The sequence below is a fragment of the Allobosea sp. RCC_152_1 genome, assembly GCF_041360765.1.
GTDB lineage: Bacteria > Pseudomonadota > Alphaproteobacteria > Rhizobiales > Beijerinckiaceae > Allobosea > Allobosea spartocytisi.
In genome coordinates this window covers 58,624-73,982 of record NZ_JBFUPU010000011.1, presented here as the reverse complement: position 1 = coordinate 73,982, position 15,359 = coordinate 58,624, and the positions used below count along the sequence as shown (strand labels likewise).

Sequence of the window (15,359 nt, the reverse complement as noted above, 5' to 3'; positions counted from 1 at the left end):
CCCAACAACCCCAGAGGGGTTTCGATGGGGTTTGTCGAAGGCCCTCAGTGCGATGCGGCGGCGCCGCCCGGCTCGAGCCGGATCTCCGCAGCCATGAGCCCCTTCGGCCCCGGTCCGTAGCGCACCAGCACGGTCTGTCCCGGAACGAGCTCGACGAGCCCGTAGCGGCGCAGCGTCTCCATATGCACGAACACGTCCGGCGCCCCTTCGCCCTTCGAGACGAAGCCGAAGCCGCGCAGCCGGTTGAACCACTTCACCACCATCGGCTCCAGGCCGCTCGTCGGCGCCACGGTGACGTTGGTGCGGGCGAGCGGCATCTCCGAGGGATGCCGCGCCACTGTCGTATCGATCGAGAGAACGCGGACCGCCTGACGCCCCCGCGGCTTCTCGACCGCCTCGAGCACGATGCGAGCACCTTCCGCTATCGCATTGAATCCGTCGCGTTTCAGGGTCGTGACATGGAGCAGCACATCCGCCCCGCCGGTCTCGGGAACGACGAAGCCGTAGCCCTTCGACACGTCGAACCATTTGACGTAGCCGCTGGTCTCGACCGGGACCTCCGAAGCGTGAGGGCTTGGCCCATCGAGGCGCACGACACGGTTGAGTGACTGGATGGGACCCATCGGTGGTCGCCCGCTCTCACCGAATTCGTCGGACATTTGCCGCTCACCCCACGCAGAACGTCTTGATTCGTGACATTACGATAGCACTGCTGCGGATTCGGGGAACACCCCCGAAGATCTCGTCCACATAATCTCCAGCGGAAAGTTCACTTTTTCGATCGGGAAAGCTGGAGCCGTGAGCGAGTCGGTGCCTTGTCTCGGATCGGCGCAGGCCTGTCGCTCAGGACAGGAGCGGCGCCAGGGCCTTGCCGCTTTCGGCCCGGATCACGAGATCGGCGATCGCGTCGAGCTCCGTCGGCTCGCGGTTGAGGATGACGAGCCTCGCCCCCTGCCGTTTGGCGATGACGGGCAACGTCGCCGCCGGAAAGACCACGAGCGACGAGCCGACGACGAGGAAGAGGTCGCATTCCAGCGCCAGTCCTTGCGCCCGCATCATCGCCTCCTGCGGCATCGCCTGCCCGAAGGAGATCGTCGCGGATTTCACCGGCCCGGTGCACATCAAACAGGACGGCGGCTCGCCCGTCGCCTCGAAGGCCGGCCGGATCGCGGCGAGCTCATGCCGCCAGCCGCAATCGAGGCAGGTCGCATAGGTGCCGTTGCCGTGAAGTTCGATCACCTGCTCCTCCGGCACGCCGGAAGCCTGGTGCAGCCCGTCGATGTTCTGCGTCACGATGGCGGGCGAGCGCCCATCCGCCACGAGTCGCGCCAAAGCGCGATGGCCGATATTGGGCTGCGCGTCGCGGTAATGGTCGTCCATCGTGAATTTGCGCCGCCAGGCCTCCCTGCGCGCCTCGCGGCTCGTCACGAAGGCCTCGAACGGGATCGGCTTGTTGACCATCCAGGGCGAGCCCGGCGAGCGGAAATCCGGCACGCCCGATTCGGTCGAGATGCCCGCGCCGGTAAAGCTGACGATCCGGTTCGCGCGATCCAGCATCGCGTGCAGCTCGGCGATCGCATCCTCTGTCTCGTCCTGCATCGGCTCGCCCGGTTTTATGGAAATGGAACACCTCCAGATATGGAACGCCGCTGCGACGCTTCCAAGGCGATTGACGCAAGGCCGGCGCCGCAGCAAACCAGACTGATCATGCCGACACTCTCCCCCGCCGCGCTGAATCCCGACCTGATCGATACCGGCACTCCGCCGATTCCGGAGGCGCAGGGCTGGGCCAGGTCCTATGACGGCCGCCATGGCCCGCTGATCGACCTGTCGCAGGCCGTGCCCGGCTCGGCCCCGCCGGAAGCGCTGCTGCGGAAGCTGGCGGAAGCGGCGGCGGAGCCCGGCAGCGCCCGCTATGGCGGCATCACCGGCGATGCCGCTTTGCGTGAGGCCTATGCCGCCGAGATCGCGGGCATCTATGGCGCGCCCTTCACGCCGGCGGAGATCGCGATCACGTCGGGCTGCAACCAGGCCTATGTCGTGACGATGATGGCGCTGGCCCGGGCCGGCGACAACGTGCTGCTGCCGACGCCCTGGTATTTCAATCACGAGATGACGCTGACCATGCTCGGCGTCGAGGCACGCCCGCTGCCCTGCACGCCCGAATCCGGCTTCGTGCCGGATGTCGCCACTGCCGAGGCGCTGATCGACGAACGCACCCGCGCCATTGTGCTGGTGACGCCGAACAACCCGACCGGCGCCGTCTATCCGCCGCAGACCATCGCCGCCTTCGCCGCGCTCTGCGCAAGGCGCGGCCTCTGGCTCGTGCTCGACGAAACCTATCGCGACTTCCTGCCCGAGGGGCTTGCCAGGCCGCATGAGGTTTTCTGCGCAAGCGACTGGCAGGATTCCGTGATCGGCCTCTACAGCTTCTCGAAGGCCTATGCCGTTCCGGGCTGGCGCCTCGGCGCGATCACGGCCGGCGAACAAGTCCTCGCCCAGATCGGCAAGGTGCTCGACTGCGTGCAGATCAGCCCCGTCCGGGCCGGTCAGGCCGCCGTGACCTGGGGCATCGACGGCATCCGCGACTGGCGCGAGCGCAACCGCGCCGAGATCAACACCCGTGCCGGCCTCTTCCGTGAGACGATGGCGCCGCTGAACGGCTGGCGCGTGCTCTCGGCCGGTGCCTATTTCGCCTATGTCGCGCACCCCTTCGCGGGCGCGAAGGCGGCCGAAATCGTGCGCCGGCTGGCGCAGGAGCGCGGCGTGCTCGCCCTGCCCGGCCCCTATTTCGGCCCCGGACAGGAAAACCATCTGCGCATCGCCATCGCCAATGTCGCCGCCGACCGGATCGGATTGCTGGGCGAGCGGCTCAGGGGCTTTTCGTTCTAACCTGATCTGAACGCCGTCATCCCGGACAAGCCGCGGTAGCGGCGCTGGTCCGGGATCCATCGAAGGGCGCTGCGCTCCATGATGGATTCCGGGCCTCCGCTTCGCTCCGCCCGGAATGACACGATAGTTCCAAGGCCTAAAGGCCTACCGAAACATCTCCGCATAACGGTCCCGGTAGGCCCAGACCAGCGGCAGCCCCAGGACGACGAGGACCGCTGCCACCGGCAGACCCTGCGGGTTGATCGTGGCGTGGAAGAGCACGATTACCGCCATCACCGGCGCGATCAGCGCGAGCCCGAAGGCCGGCACGACGTTGGAGATCAGGCTCAGGCCCCCGGTCAGGTTGATCGCCTTCACGAAGGGCCAGAAGAAGCCGGAATCCTGCAAGGCCGCCTCGAAGGCGGCACCCCGCGCGCTGGTCGGCGGATGGATCAGGTTCATGCCCGTAGCGAGCCACCAGAAACCGTCGACGGCGCTGATGAGGAAAATCAGCCCAAGCAGGATGCGCGGGGCGGTCACGAGAAAAAGATTCTTCATGGGAATCCAGGCCGATGCGAGAACAGGCCGGCGCCGCTCTCGAGCAGCGCCGGCCTGTTCCTTGATCGCTTCGGCCTCTCGCCGGGTTCAATCGGCGAGACGAAAAACTACATCGTCGCGCCGATCTGCCACGGCACGTATTCCGCGTCGCCATAGCCGAGCAGCTCAGACTTGGTCTTCTCGCCCGACGCGACCTTCAGCAGCTTCTCGAAGATCTCGCGGCCCTTCTGCTCGAGGCTGACGCCGTCGAGCACATCGCCGCAATTGATGTCCATGTCGTCGATCATCTTCTCGTAGATCGGCGTATTGGTGGCGAGCTTCACCGAAGGCGTCGGCTTGCAGCCATAGGCCGAGCCGCGCCCCGTGGTGAAGGCGAGGATGTTGGCGCCGCCGGCCACCTGCCCCGTCGCCGCGACGGGGTCGTAGCCGGGCGTGTCCATATAGACGAAGCCCTTCGCCCTCACCGGCTCGGCATAGTGATACACCGCCGAGAGCGTCTTGGTGCCGCCCTTGGCCGCCGCACCGAGCGACTTCTCCAGAATGGTGGTCAAGCCCCCCGCCTTGTTCCCCGGCGAAGGGTTGTTGTTCATGCTCATCCGGGCGCGTTCGGTATAGTCCTCCCACCACTTGATGATGCCGACAAGCTTCTCGCCGACCTCGCGCGTCGCGGCGCGGCGCGTCAGGAGATGCTCGGCGCCGTAGATCTCGGGCGTCTCGGAGAGGATCGCCGTGCCGCCATGCTCGACCAGGATGTCGACGGCCGCACCCAGCGCCGGATTGGCGGTGATGCCCGAATAGCCGTCAGAGCCGCCGCATTGCAAAGCCAGCATCAGTTCGGAAGCCGAGACCGTCTCGCGCACCGCCCGGTTGGCGATCGGCAACATCACCTTCAGCGCATCGATGCCGGCGGCGACGGCCTTCTTGGTCCCGCCCGTCTCCTGGATCGTCAGCGTGCGGAAGACGTCGCTTTCGGTAACACCGTAGGCTTCCTTCATCCTGCTGATCTGGAAGCCCTCGCAGCCGAGGCCGACGACCAGCACCGCCGCCATGTTGGGGTTGCAGGCATAGCCCCAGGTGGTGCGCTTCAGCACCTCGAAGCTCTCGCCATTATAGTCGATGCCGCAGCCGGTGCCGTGGGTCAGCGCGATCACGCCGTCGACATTGGGATAATCGGCGAGCAGGCCGGAGCGCTTCACCTCCTCGGCCATGAAGCGCGCGGCCGAGGCCGAGCAGTTCACCGAGGTCAGGATGCCCACGTAGTTGCGCGTGCCGGCCTTGCCGTTGGCGCGGCGGAAGCCCTCGAAGGTCGCCTGCTGCTCGACCGGCAGCACGAATTCGGGCTTGGCCTCGGCCGCATAGGCATAGTCGCGCTCGAAGGCGTGGAAACCGGTATTGTGCTCGTGCACCCAATCGCCCGGCACGATGTCATCCGTCGCGAAGCCGATGATCTGGCCGAATTTGCGGATCGGTTGATCCTTGGCGATCGGCACGATCGCCATCTTGTGCCCGCGCGGAATGCGCTTCAGCGCCTCCACGCCGGCCGCGGTCACGCCTAGATCGACCGGATCGACGGCGACGACGACATTGTCGGCGGCGTTGAGCTTCAGCGTGCGGGGCGGCGCGGATTTGTCGAGCATGGCGGGAACCGAGATCTCCGGACGCCGCGATGGCGGCGCGCGTCCCTAGAGATGCGCCCAACCGGCCGCGTTTTCAATCGGTTCAAAGGAGGAAACGGTCATGCGTCAGACTCGGGCGCCGGCTAAAGAACGAACGCCCGCGGCAAGGTTCACCCAACAGTAACCATCCAAGCCGATGTATCTCCTCAGACCTGCCTGAGAGATACCCCATGCTGACGCGCCGCTCGTTTACGTTTCCTGCCCTGTCCGTCGCGGCGGCAGGCTTGGCCGGCTGCGGGTCGAGAAGCATCGTCGCGCTGCCGGAGATCGGCTCAGGCGCGATCGCCCAGAGCCCGCAGGGCCTCGTCACGCGCACCTTGGCACGGCCCAACTATGCCGAGGTCTATGCCGATTATCCCGGCGAGCGCTTTCCGATTTCGGCCATCGACTATCAGCGCATCGATCCCCGCTTCCTCCGGCAGACCGTGGCGTTTCCGCGCGACGACAAGCCCGGCTCGATCGTCGTCGATCCCGCCGGCTACCATCTCTATTTCGTCGAGTCACCGCGCGTCGCGACGCAATACGGTGTCGGCGTGGGGCGCGAAGGCTTCGGCTGGTCGGGCGCCGCCCGGATCAACATGAAGCGGGACTGGGCCGACTGGGTCCCGCCGCCGGAGATGATCGCGCGCGATCCCGAGATCAGGTCCCAGCTCGAGCAGACGCCGCGCGGCCTTGGCGTGCGCGGCGGCTCGAAAAGCCCACTCGGCGCCCGAACGATGTACCTCTTCGGCGAAGGACGGGACCTCGGCTACCGTATTCACGGCACATTCGAGCCCTACACGGTCGGCACCAATGTCTCGTCGGGCTGCATCCGCATGATCAATCAGGATATCGCGCATCTCTACGCGCGCGTATCGCTCGGCACCCCCGTGACGGTGCTGCCTGCGTGAGCAGGGCCGGATGAACGGCAGCGCTCGGACCGGTTCATGTTCCGTTGAACTTCTGTGTGTTTTGATGGGTATTGAAAGGAGTTTGCCATGCGCAAGCTGTTGATTTTTGCGACGATTGCGGTCGGGAGCGCGCTCGCCGCGCCGGCCATGGCCACCGAGGCCCTGCCAAGGGAACTGGCCGCGCGCCTCGACAAGGCGCCGGCCGAATATTCCTGGTCGGCGGCAGCCGAGCGGCGGCACATGATCATGGAAGAGACGATGCGCCAGCAGCGCTACGGTCGCGGCTACGGCCCGCCGCGTGGCTATGGCCCACCGCGCGGTTATGGCTACGGTCCCCGCCCGGGCTGGGGCCCGCCGCCTCCGCGCTATTATGCTCCGCCCCCGCCTCCCGGCTGGTGGTAATTCCGAGAGCGACGGGCAACCGTCGCTCTTTTTTTTGATAGGCAGGCGCGCTTGCCAGCCGGGCCATCTGGCGGCGATCTCCGCCACGCTCCACCTTCTACTGACCTGAGATCCTGAAGGCCGCGCTCGATCCGCCTGGGCAGGCGGCTGCGACAAGCCGATGCTCATGACCGGCTCGAAGAAGCCTTCCACGCTGGCGCTTTTCGAGGCAGCGGGTTTCGAGCCATCCAAGACCGGCCTTCAGGCCAGACGGCTTCCGGCCCGCACCGGATAAGCGGCAGCCGGCGCAACGAAAAACCCCGGCCTTGCGGGCCGGGGCTCTCAAACGCAACTGAACTCTAGGCAGCACCGGCAACGCGGATCAACCGCGCCACAGGATCACTTGCCGCAAATCACTTGCCGGCGGCGGCCGGGACAGCCTTCGAGACGATACCTTCGAACGGCTTGTAGGCGTCCTTGGCGAGAGCGGTGTAGAGCTCGCCCATCTTGGTGAGCTGGGCGACAGCGCCCTCGAACGAGGTCTTGACGTAGTCGGCCTGGATCTCGAGAGCCTTGTCGAAGGTCTTCACGCCGGCGAGCTTCTCGAGCGTCGCGGTGCTGGCCTCGAAGGACTTCTTGGCATAGTCGGTCGCCTCGACGGCGATCGTCTGAACGCCCTTGGAGGTGGCGCCGAAAGCCTTCAGAGCGGCATCGACGTTCTCTTTGGAAGCCTTCTGGATGGTCTCGAATTGCTGGATCATGGCTGGTCTCCTGGCACCTTGGGTGCGGCCTCTGGTGACGGGCGTTGTCTCGCCCTGACGTGTCGCCCCAAGGTCGGATGAAGAGATCACCACCGGGGACTGCCGCTATATTGTGCAGCGCAACATGAATGTCAAGCGAACGCTGCAATGCACCAAACGCATATCGTTCCGATCGCAACCATTCAAGTTTTAACGGCTCCGTAACCGCGTCCGCCTAACCTCTCCCTCTGTGTCCTTCGCGCCACGTCAACCAGCGCGCGGAGGTCGGACTTTTGAGTATCGAGTTCGGGGCGTTTCATGGTGTTTGGTTGCGTTGGGTTGCGGCGTCCGCGTCTGCGGGTCGTCGCCGGGCTGATCGGAGTTGTCGCCATTGCGGCTACGATGGCCGCTTCCCCCGCCGAGGCGCGCAAGCGTCGCCATCATGCTGCGGGCGGCGGTGGCTACACCCCGCCCTATGCCGCGATGGTCGTCGACGTGAAGAGCGGGCGCACGCTGCACGCCGTCAATGAAGACGCGGCCCGCATCCCCGCCTCGCTCACCAAGGTCATGACGCTCTATCTGTTGTTCGAGCAGATGGAACGCGGCCGCTTCGACATGGATTCCGAGCTCAAGGTCTCGTCCTATGCGGCCTCGCAGCCGCCGACCAAGCTCGGCCTGCGCGCCGGCTCCACCCTCTCGGTCGGAGACGCGATCCGCAGCATGATCACGCTTTCGGCCAATGATTCCTCCGTCGTCGTCGCCGAGAATATCGCCGGCTCCGAGGATGCCTTCGCCGAGATGATGACGCGCAAGGCGCGCTCGCTCGGCATGAGCTCGAGCCGCTTCTACAATCCGCACGGCCTGCCGCATTCTCCGCCGAACCTGACGACCGCGCGCGACCTCACCATCCTGGCCCGCGCCATCCAGGAGCGCTTCCCGCGCTATTTCGCGCTCTTCCAGACCCGCGCCTTCCAGTATGGCAGCCGCACCATCCGCGGCCATAACCGCCTGCTCGGCAAGGTCGAGGGCGTCGATGGCATCAAGACCGGCTACACCCGCGCCTCCGGCTTCAACCTGATGACCTCGGCCAAGGCGGACGGTCACCAGATCGTCTCCGTCGTGCTCGGCGGGCGCTCCGGCGCCTCCCGCGACAAGATCATGACCGACCTCGTCCTCGCCAATCTGCCGCGCGCCTCGACCAGCGGGCGCTCCTCGGTGATGGTCGCCGAGGCGCCTGAGCGCGAGGAACGCCCGCGCCAGGAAGAACGCCCGCGTCCCGAGGAGCGCGTCCGGCCGGAAGAGCGCCCGCGCGTCGCCGCCCTCGCCGAGCCTGCGCCGATCCCGGTGCCGCGTCCGGAGAACGTCGCCGCGCCGCAGCCCCAGCCGCTGCCGGTGGCCGCCCGCTCCTATGCGCCGATGCCGACCCAGACGCCGATCGCGCCGCCGCGTCCGATTGCCGCCGGCCAGCCGCTGCAGATCTCCGGCATGCGTCCGGTCACCGCGACCACCACGCCTTCGGCGATGCGCTGGTCCATCGGCGCCCAGCCGGCCGATGCCAAGGTCCTGCGCCCGCCGGCGAATGTCGACACCACCTCCTCGATCGCGCGACTGGCCGAGCCGGCCGCCGAGCCCGTCAAGGTCGCGGAGAACAAGGTCGAGGCCCCGGCCGCCACCATCGCCCGCAAGTCGGACGCCGTTCCCGCCAAGGCACAGGCTCCCGAGCCTGCCCCCGCCATGTCGCATCAGGCCGCGGTGGTCGCCTCCGGCAAATGGGTGATCCAGCTCGGCGCCACCGACGACAAGGGCAAGGCCGAAGAGATCCTGGCCCGGGCCCGCGCCAAGGCGGCCGGCTCGCTCGCCAGCGCCTCCGGCTTCACCGAGAAGGTCGAGAAGGGCGGCTCCACCCTCTTCCGTGCCCGCTTCGCCGGCTTCGACGACTCGAAGGACGCGCAGAACGCCTGCAACAGGCTGAAGCGTGGCGGCTTCTCCTGCTTCGCCACCCGTAGCTGACCGGACCGGGAAAGGAGTTCACGCCATGTCGCAGACCTACTCCGGAAGCCCGTCGCTATCCCCGCTTCAGAAGGATGTCCTTGGCCTGGTTGACGCGAGCGGCAAGGCCGCTCGTACCCCCGGCATCCGGATGAATCCGCTTCATCAGGGATCGGTGGGCCTCACGGACCGCCTCCTCGCCCGCCCCCTGCTGAAGCCCCAGGATCTCGTAGGCCTCCTGCTGCGACATCGTGCCCGTGCCCGCCGCGCCGCGCTGCCCCGCGTCACCGTCACGATCAGCGTCTTCACGCCAGCCGGGCGACCGGCGGTCGAGATATGCCTCTAGCAGGCGAGCCCCGTCAGGATCTCGCGCCAGGCAATCGCGCATCAGAGCGCCGAGATCCGCCTGGCCCAGGCTGTCGAGATCGCGCCCGGCATAAGCTCCGCTCTTGACCCGGCCCCGCATCGCGCCGCTGTCGTGATCGAGTTCCATCGCAAGCAGGACCGACTGCACCTGCGAGGTCGCGCCCGGCGCCGGCCCGGCGCGATCGGCCCAGGGAAAGCGGATGCCGCCCGGCCCGGTGGCGCTCCAGCCGAGCAGCCAGGCGCCGATGCCGCCGAGAAAGACGGCCATGTCCAGCCGTCCGCGCACCATCAGCAGGGCGGCGACACCCAGCGCAGCGACCCCGCCCACGGTCTTGGCAAGCTTGGCGACGATCTTCGGATTGGCGCCGGCGAACAATTTCACCAGCCACCAGACGAGAATGAGAACGGCGACGCCGTAGAGCAGGCTCACCCGCGCCCTCCTTCCATCGCCGCGATCAATCCTTTGACCGCCGGGCTCGCGCCGGCGAGACGCAGCATCGCCTCGCGCCCGCCCGCGGCATAGGCCGCCGCGCCGCGCAGGAGCTCCAGCAGCGAGGCCGGCGCATTGACGTCGAAGCGCGCATGGGCGCCGCCGGTCAACCTCGCGATGCCGGCGAAGGCACGGCTCGCCGCCGGCTCGGAACCCTCCTGGAACACAAAGCCGCGGATACCGCGCAGGCCGAGCTCGCCGGCCAACGCCGCGAGCGCATCGGCATCCTCCTCCATCGCATCGCCGACGAAGACGAAGGCCCGGATCGGCACGCTGCGCGCCTCGTCGCGCACATGCCTCAGCACGCGCGCAATCTGCGTCTGCCCACCCTCGCAGGCGATGCGGCCCATCAATCCCTTCAGCCGCTCTGGCTCGCCGACCCAGCCGGAAGCCCGGCACTCGCCGAGCCCGCGGAAATAGACGAGCTGGACAGCAAGGCCGCCGCTCTCGGCCGCCACCTCGAACATCCGGCCCTGCAATGAGCAGGCGAGATCCCAGCTCGGCTGCCGGCTCATCGTCGCGTCGAGCGCGAAGACGAGGCGGCCCGCCGTTCCCGCCGCGAGCGGCGCCAGACGCTGCGCCGCGCCGAGAAAACGGTCGATCTCGCCCGGCTGCGACCGGCTGGCCGCCGCCGTCCCGGCGGCCTTGCCAACGGCACGGTCATTCTTCTCGCTCATGACGCGACGGCGACCTTTCTGAATCACTTCCCATCCTGATATTGGCCACAGCGGCCGCATTTGCTACCCGTCCGCCAAACGGAGGACGCGAGAGTGGCTGGGATCACGGTTTTCGAGACGGTCGCCGCGATGCGGGAAGCCGTCGCCGGCTGGCATGCGGCAGGCGAAAAGGTCGCTCTGGTTCCCACCATGGGCGCCCTGCACGAGGGCCATATCGCCCTGGTGAGCGAAGGCCAGCGCCATGCGAAACGGGTCATCGTCTCGATCTTCGTCAACCCGACGCAGTTCGCCCCGCACGAGGACTTCAAGAAATATCCGCGCACTTTCGACGACGATTGCGCCAAGCTCGTCGCCGCCGGGGCCGACGCGGTGTTCTTCCCCTCGGTCGAGGAGATGTATCCGGCCGGCTTCGCGACCCGCGTGCTGCTGCTCGGCCCCGCCGCGGTCGGGCTGGAGGATCGCTTCCGGCCGACGCATTTCGAAGGCGTGGCAACGGTCTGCTGCAAGCTCTTCACCCAGTCGCGCGCCGACTGCGCCGTCTTCGGCGAGAAGGACTACCAGCAGCTCAAGGTCGTCACCCGCATGGCTGGAGATCTCGACCTCGGCATCCAGATCGTGCCGCTGGCGACGATCCGCGAGGCGGACGGCCTCGCCATGTCCTCGCGCAACCGCTACCTCTCGGCCGAGCATCGGGCGCTCGCCCCCACGCTTCATCGCGTCATGCAGGGACTCGCCGCGCGCATCCGCAACGACGACCTGCTCTTCCAGGCGGTGACGGAGGCGCAGAACGCCATCATCACCGCCGGCTTCGAGCTCGACTATCTGGAAGCCCGCCATGCCGAGACGCTGGCGCCGGTCACTGCGCGCACGGACGGCCCCATCCGTCTGATCCTGGCCGCCCGCATTGGCGGCACGCGGCTGATCGACAATATCGCGGTGTAAGCGCTCGCAGCGATCTGCGCCGGCCGGCTCGTCCGCCTTTGCCGCGTCTGCACCGTTTCCTGATGAACTGCGGCCCGTCTCGCATCGGGCGGAAGTCGCATGCCTGCGACAGTGCCAAAGCGCGTCGGCCAATTTATCTTGATGATCAAGATAAATGGAAGTAAGCTCGCTCCGAACGCCCTTGGTAAGCGGCGCAGGACGGGGCAACGGCAGTGGAGCTGATCATCGGAATGGCGATCCTCGCCGCCGCCACGGGGATCGGCGGCGGGCTATACGAGTTCATCGTGATCGATCCGGCCTGGCCGAACCGGCCGTCCCTGGTCCAGCCGAAGCATGGCGGAGTATCCCGCAAGCGCTTCTGGATCCCGCAGCATATCGTCTTCGAGTTTCTGCTCGTTGCGGCGCTGGTCGCGGCCTGGACGGCATCCGGCGTTCGGCAGTGGCTGCTGGTTGCCGTCGCGACCCATGCGGCGATGCGCATCTGGTCGGCATGCGACTTCATCCCGAAGGCCCTCGCCTTCGAGCGAGCCGAGGCCGACAGCATCGCGCCTGAGGCCGCGCTTCGCTGGACCAGGCGCAGCCGCTTCAGAATGCTGCTCGATCTCGCGACGCTGGCCGCCTTGCTCGCCGCATTCCGGGCAGCCGCCCAGAGCGCTGGCCTCTGATCGCCATGTCCGATCGCGACAACGACGCACTCCTGCGCCAGCTTGGCCTCGCGGTGAGGCGGATGGGCGCGCAGGGCGTGCTCAGCAGCGCCGCCATGGCGAGGCGTTTCGGGCTGCATCCGACCGATCTGGAGGTTCTCGACCTCATCTTCCTGCGCGAGACCGTCACGGCCGGCGAGCTCGCCACGGCCACCGGCCTGACCTCGGGCTCGGTGACGGCGCTGGTCGACCGGCTGGCGGCGCGCGGTTACGTCACCCGCCGCCGGGACGAGACCGACCGGAGGCGCATGCTGATCAGCGTCGTGCGGGCCGCGACGGCGCCGATCGAAGCAGCCTTTGAGCCGCGCCGGGTCGCCATGCACGCGCTCTGGTCGAGCTATGACGATGAGACGCTGCGCGCCGTGACCGACTTCCTGACGCGCAGCACGGAGCTGCTCGTCCGCTACACCGAGGACATTGCCGCGCCGGCTGAAACCGGAACGATCAATGGAACGACCGAGCCAGGCTGAGGCGCAGCACGACCCGCCCTCACTCTACAGCAGCCCGAGCCCCGCCAGCTCCCGCCGCAATTCCTCCGGCATCTCGCCGAGATCGCCGCCGTGCTCGGAGAGGTCGCGCGGCGCGTCCTTCGCCTGCAGATAGCGCCAGCCCTGGAAGGGCCGGAACGGGCGCGGCTCGACCGGCACCACCACCGGCTCCATGACCAGATGGCAGCGGCCGATGCCCTCGCCATCGGTGAAGGGGCGGATGTCGGTGAGACGCTGCCGCGCCGAGATCTGTCCCTTGATCACCCAGTAGAGCGAGCCGCCGTCGAGGATCTCCTCGATCTTCTTGGGGACCATGCGCGTGGTGTGCAACTGCTCAAGCGGCTCGCCGCGGGCACGCCGCTGCGCCTGGCGTTCGGCGATCCAATCCTCAAGATCGCTGATCGATTCGGCGCCGACGCAGAGCTTGAGCAGATGAAGGGACATGGCCGGTAAAATAGGCTCCTCCGCGCCGCCGGGCCAGCCTCCCGCATGCTTCTCCACAGACGCTCCTCAACGGCCATGCGCGAGCACGTTGACCAGCCGCCCGAAGGGATCGCGGAGGAAAAAGCGCCGCACGCCCCAGGGTTCCTCAACCGGCCCGTATTCGATCGGGAGGCCCGCGGCCCGAACCTTTCGCAAGACCGCCTCGAGATCGTCGACCTCGATCGAAAGATCGGGTACTGGCGTGCCCGAGCCGCCTTCGCTGGCAAAGCTGAGCTGCGGTCCGGCGGGGTCTCCCTCCGCCGCATAGGTCTGGATCCAGCCGTGATCCATGACGGGGTGCATGTCGAAAATGCTGCCGTAGAAGGGCTTCGCGAGGCCCGGTTCGGCCGTTAGCATATTCGCCACGATACGCTTCACCGTCATTTTCCCCTCCCGCAACTGGCTACGGACGTTTCATCATGCGCGGACTTGCAGGCAAGGCCATCCTCGTCACCGGCTCCTCGACCGGTATCGGCTATGCGATGGCGGAACGCCTCGTCGCGGAGGGCGCGAAGGTCCTCATCCACGGTCGCGACAAGGCGGAGGTCGATGCTGCCGTGGCGCAGCTCGGCGACGCCGCGAGCGGCACGACGGGCGATCTCGCCGAACCCGAGACCGCGCAGGCCATCGTCGACGCCACCATCGCCGCCTTCGGCCGCATCGACGGCCTCGTCAACAATGCCGGCATCTATCCGCGCGGCATTCTCGGCGAGACCACCGCCGCCTTCTTCGACCATATGTTCGCGATCAACACCCGCGCGCCGCTGCTCTGCGCCGAGGCCGCGATCCGCGCCTTCCGCGCCCAGAAATCGCCAGGCGCCATCGTCACGGTCGGCTCGATCAACGCCTATTGCGGCCTGTCCAACCTCACCGTCTATTCGATGTCGAAGGGCGCGCTGATGACGATGACGCGCAATCTCGGCAACACGCTCGGCCCCGAGCGCATCCGCGCCAACCAGCTCAATGTCGGCTGGACCTTCACCGCCAATGAGGACGCCACCCAGCAGCGCGAGGGGCGCAAGCCCGGCTGGCAGAACCATCTCTCGCTGCGCGAGGCGCCGACCGGCCGCATCATGCAGCCGGACGAGATCGCCGCCCACACCGCCTTCTGGCTCTCCGAGGACAGCGCGCCGGTCTCCGGCCAGATCTACGAGGCCGAGCAGTACCCGATGATCGGCCGCGGATGAACGACACGTCTCCCTCGCCCCTTCTTGCGCCCTTCGAGCCCTGGCTGACGCATTGGCGGCTGGTCCCGGACGGCGAGCCGATCAGGACCCATGCCAGCCGCCTGCTGCCGGTCCGGCAGGATGGCGCGCCGGCGATGCTGAAGCTGCCTGGGGTCGAGGACGAGCGCCTCGGCTATCGCCCGCTCCAGTACTGGGACGGCGATGGTGCCGCCCGCCTGCTCGCGCACGCCGACGAAGGCGCTGCCATGCTGATCGAGCGCGCCACTGGCCGACGCTCGCTCTCCGCCATGGCCCGCAACGGCGAGGACGATGCCGCGACGGCGATCCTCTGCGACGCCGTCGCGGCGCTGCAGAAGCCACGCGGCCCTTTCCCTATCGGGCTGATCCCGCTCGAAATCTGGTTCAAGGACCTGTTCCCGATGGCGGCCGAGCGCGGCGGCTTGCTGGCGCGATCGGCCGCTATCGCGAGCGAATTGCTGCCGGCTCAGCAGGACATCCTCCCGCTCCATGCCGATTGCCACCACGACAACGTCCTCGATTTCGAAGAGCGCGGCTGGCTCGCCATCGATCCGAAGGGCGTCATCGGCGACCGCGCCTTCGAATACACGATCCTGTTCTGCGATCCCGATCTCGGCGATCCCGAACCACCGGTCGCGATCCTGCCCGGCCGTTTCGAGCGCCGTCTGGAAATCGTGCTGGCGAAATCGGGGCTGGAGCGGCGCCGGCTGCTGCGCTGGATCGTCGCCTGGTGCGGGCTCTCGGCCGCCTGGTTCATGGGCGACGACGATCCGCTGGCGGAGGTCAATCTGACGATACTGGGAAAGGCAGCAGCAGCGCTCGGCGAATAGCGCGCCGTCATGCTCGCCCTTGTGGCGAGCATCCACGTCTTGAACACCGCATGGCATCGACTAAGACGT

18 protein-coding genes are annotated in these 15,359 nt (G+C 67.4%); 9 read left to right on the top strand and 9 right to left on the bottom strand.

Features of this window, described 5'->3' with window-relative positions:
* Nucleotides 1-44: 44 nt before the first annotated feature.
* Complete coding sequence (locus AB6806_RS25555) at nucleotides 45-659, bottom strand: cold-shock protein (RefSeq protein WP_038365547.1); 615 nt, start codon at nucleotides 657-659, stop codon at nucleotides 45-47.
* A gap of 184 nt (nucleotides 660-843) precedes the next feature.
* The gene (locus AB6806_RS25550; RefSeq protein WP_142022651.1) at nucleotides 844-1,599 is read right to left on the bottom strand and encodes an SIR2 family NAD-dependent protein deacylase; all 756 of its coding nucleotides are present in this window, start codon (nucleotides 1,597-1,599) and stop codon (nucleotides 844-846) included.
* 108 nt (nucleotides 1,600-1,707) lie between these two features.
* Here AB6806_RS25550 and AB6806_RS25545 point away from each other — a divergent pair, with 108 nt between their 5' ends.
* Nucleotides 1,708-2,892, top strand: a complete 1,185-nt coding sequence (locus AB6806_RS25545) for an aminotransferase (protein ID WP_142022650.1) — start codon at nucleotides 1,708-1,710, stop codon at nucleotides 2,890-2,892.
* Nucleotides 2,893-3,036: 144 nt separating this feature from the next.
* Here the strand turns inward: AB6806_RS25545 and AB6806_RS25540 are convergent, their stop codons facing one another.
* Both AB6806_RS25540 and AB6806_RS25535 read right to left on the bottom strand, forming a co-directional pair.
* A complete protein-coding gene (locus tag AB6806_RS25540; protein ID WP_112763188.1) occupies nucleotides 3,037-3,429 on the bottom strand; it encodes a hypothetical protein in 393 nt (130 codons plus the stop codon).
* 107 nt (nucleotides 3,430-3,536) lie between these two features.
* Nucleotides 3,537-5,066: a UxaA family hydrolase gene (locus AB6806_RS25535; protein ID WP_142022649.1), complete on the bottom strand. Its 1,530-nt coding sequence runs from the start codon at nucleotides 5,064-5,066 to the stop codon at nucleotides 3,537-3,539.
* Nucleotides 5,067-5,275: 209 nt separating this feature from the next.
* On the opposite strand from AB6806_RS25535, the gene AB6806_RS25530 reads away from it, so the two are divergent.
* Together AB6806_RS25530 and AB6806_RS25525 are read left to right on the top strand one after the other, a co-directional pair.
* Entirely contained in the window at nucleotides 5,276-5,995 is a 720-nt protein-coding gene (locus AB6806_RS25530; protein ID WP_142022648.1) for a L,D-transpeptidase, read from the top strand.
* 87 nt (nucleotides 5,996-6,082) lie between these two features.
* Nucleotides 6,083-6,397, top strand: coding sequence for a hypothetical protein (locus AB6806_RS25525; RefSeq protein ID WP_038365539.1), 315 nt, complete (start codon nucleotides 6,083-6,085; stop codon nucleotides 6,395-6,397).
* Nucleotides 6,398-6,789: 392 nt separating this feature from the next.
* On the opposite strand, the gene AB6806_RS25520 is transcribed toward AB6806_RS25525, so the two are convergent.
* Entirely contained in the window at nucleotides 6,790-7,137 is a 348-nt protein-coding gene (locus AB6806_RS25520; RefSeq protein ID WP_038365537.1) for a phasin family protein, read from the bottom strand.
* A 381-nt stretch (nucleotides 7,138-7,518) separates the two neighbouring features.
* Here AB6806_RS25520 and AB6806_RS25515 point away from each other — a divergent pair, with 381 nt between their 5' ends.
* On the top strand, nucleotides 7,519-9,126 hold the full coding sequence (locus tag AB6806_RS25515; protein ID WP_248312556.1) for an SPOR domain-containing protein: 1,608 nt from the start codon (nucleotides 7,519-7,521) through the stop codon (nucleotides 9,124-9,126).
* A 55-nt stretch (nucleotides 9,127-9,181) separates the two neighbouring features.
* Here the strand turns inward: AB6806_RS25515 and AB6806_RS25510 are convergent, their stop codons facing one another.
* On the bottom strand, nucleotides 9,182-9,901 hold the full coding sequence (locus tag AB6806_RS25510; RefSeq protein ID WP_142022647.1) for a DnaJ domain-containing protein: 720 nt from the start codon (nucleotides 9,899-9,901) through the stop codon (nucleotides 9,182-9,184).
* The gene (locus AB6806_RS25505) at nucleotides 9,898-10,638 is read right to left on the bottom strand and encodes a VWA domain-containing protein (RefSeq protein WP_370955807.1); all 741 of its coding nucleotides are present in this window, start codon (nucleotides 10,636-10,638) and stop codon (nucleotides 9,898-9,900) included. Before AB6806_RS25505 ends, AB6806_RS25510 begins: the two co-directional genes overlap by 4 nt.
* A gap of 93 nt (nucleotides 10,639-10,731) precedes the next feature.
* Here AB6806_RS25505 and panC point away from each other — a divergent pair, with 93 nt between their 5' ends.
* The 3 genes from panC (at nucleotide 10,732) to AB6806_RS25490 (ending at nucleotide 12,754) form a co-directional block, all read left to right on the top strand.
* A complete protein-coding gene (gene panC, locus AB6806_RS25500; protein ID WP_370955805.1) occupies nucleotides 10,732-11,580 on the top strand; it encodes a pantoate--beta-alanine ligase in 849 nt (282 codons plus the stop codon).
* Between the two features lie 230 nt (nucleotides 11,581-11,810).
* Nucleotides 11,811-12,245: a hypothetical protein gene (locus tag AB6806_RS25495; RefSeq protein WP_142022646.1), complete on the top strand. Its 435-nt coding sequence runs from the start codon at nucleotides 11,811-11,813 to the stop codon at nucleotides 12,243-12,245.
* A 5-nt stretch (nucleotides 12,246-12,250) separates the two neighbouring features.
* On the top strand, nucleotides 12,251-12,754 hold the full coding sequence (locus AB6806_RS25490; protein ID WP_142022645.1) for a MarR family winged helix-turn-helix transcriptional regulator: 504 nt from the start codon (nucleotides 12,251-12,253) through the stop codon (nucleotides 12,752-12,754).
* A 24-nt stretch (nucleotides 12,755-12,778) separates the two neighbouring features.
* Here the strand turns inward: AB6806_RS25490 and AB6806_RS25485 are convergent, their stop codons facing one another.
* Entirely contained in the window at nucleotides 12,779-13,216 is a 438-nt protein-coding gene (locus tag AB6806_RS25485; RefSeq protein ID WP_038365531.1) for a DUF1489 family protein, read from the bottom strand.
* 66 nt (nucleotides 13,217-13,282) lie between these two features.
* A complete protein-coding gene (locus tag AB6806_RS25480; protein WP_142022644.1) occupies nucleotides 13,283-13,639 on the bottom strand; it encodes a VOC family protein in 357 nt (118 codons plus the stop codon).
* Nucleotides 13,640-13,674: 35 nt separating this feature from the next.
* Here AB6806_RS25480 and AB6806_RS25475 point away from each other — a divergent pair, with 35 nt between their 5' ends.
* Both AB6806_RS25475 and AB6806_RS25470 read left to right on the top strand, forming a co-directional pair.
* Complete coding sequence (locus tag AB6806_RS25475) at nucleotides 13,675-14,442, top strand: SDR family oxidoreductase (RefSeq protein ID WP_142022643.1); 768 nt, start codon at nucleotides 13,675-13,677, stop codon at nucleotides 14,440-14,442.
* Complete coding sequence (locus AB6806_RS25470; RefSeq protein WP_142022642.1) at nucleotides 14,439-15,290, top strand: aminoglycoside phosphotransferase family protein; 852 nt, start codon at nucleotides 14,439-14,441, stop codon at nucleotides 15,288-15,290. Before AB6806_RS25475 ends, AB6806_RS25470 begins: the two co-directional genes overlap by 4 nt.
* Nucleotides 15,291-15,359 lie beyond the last annotated feature (69 nt).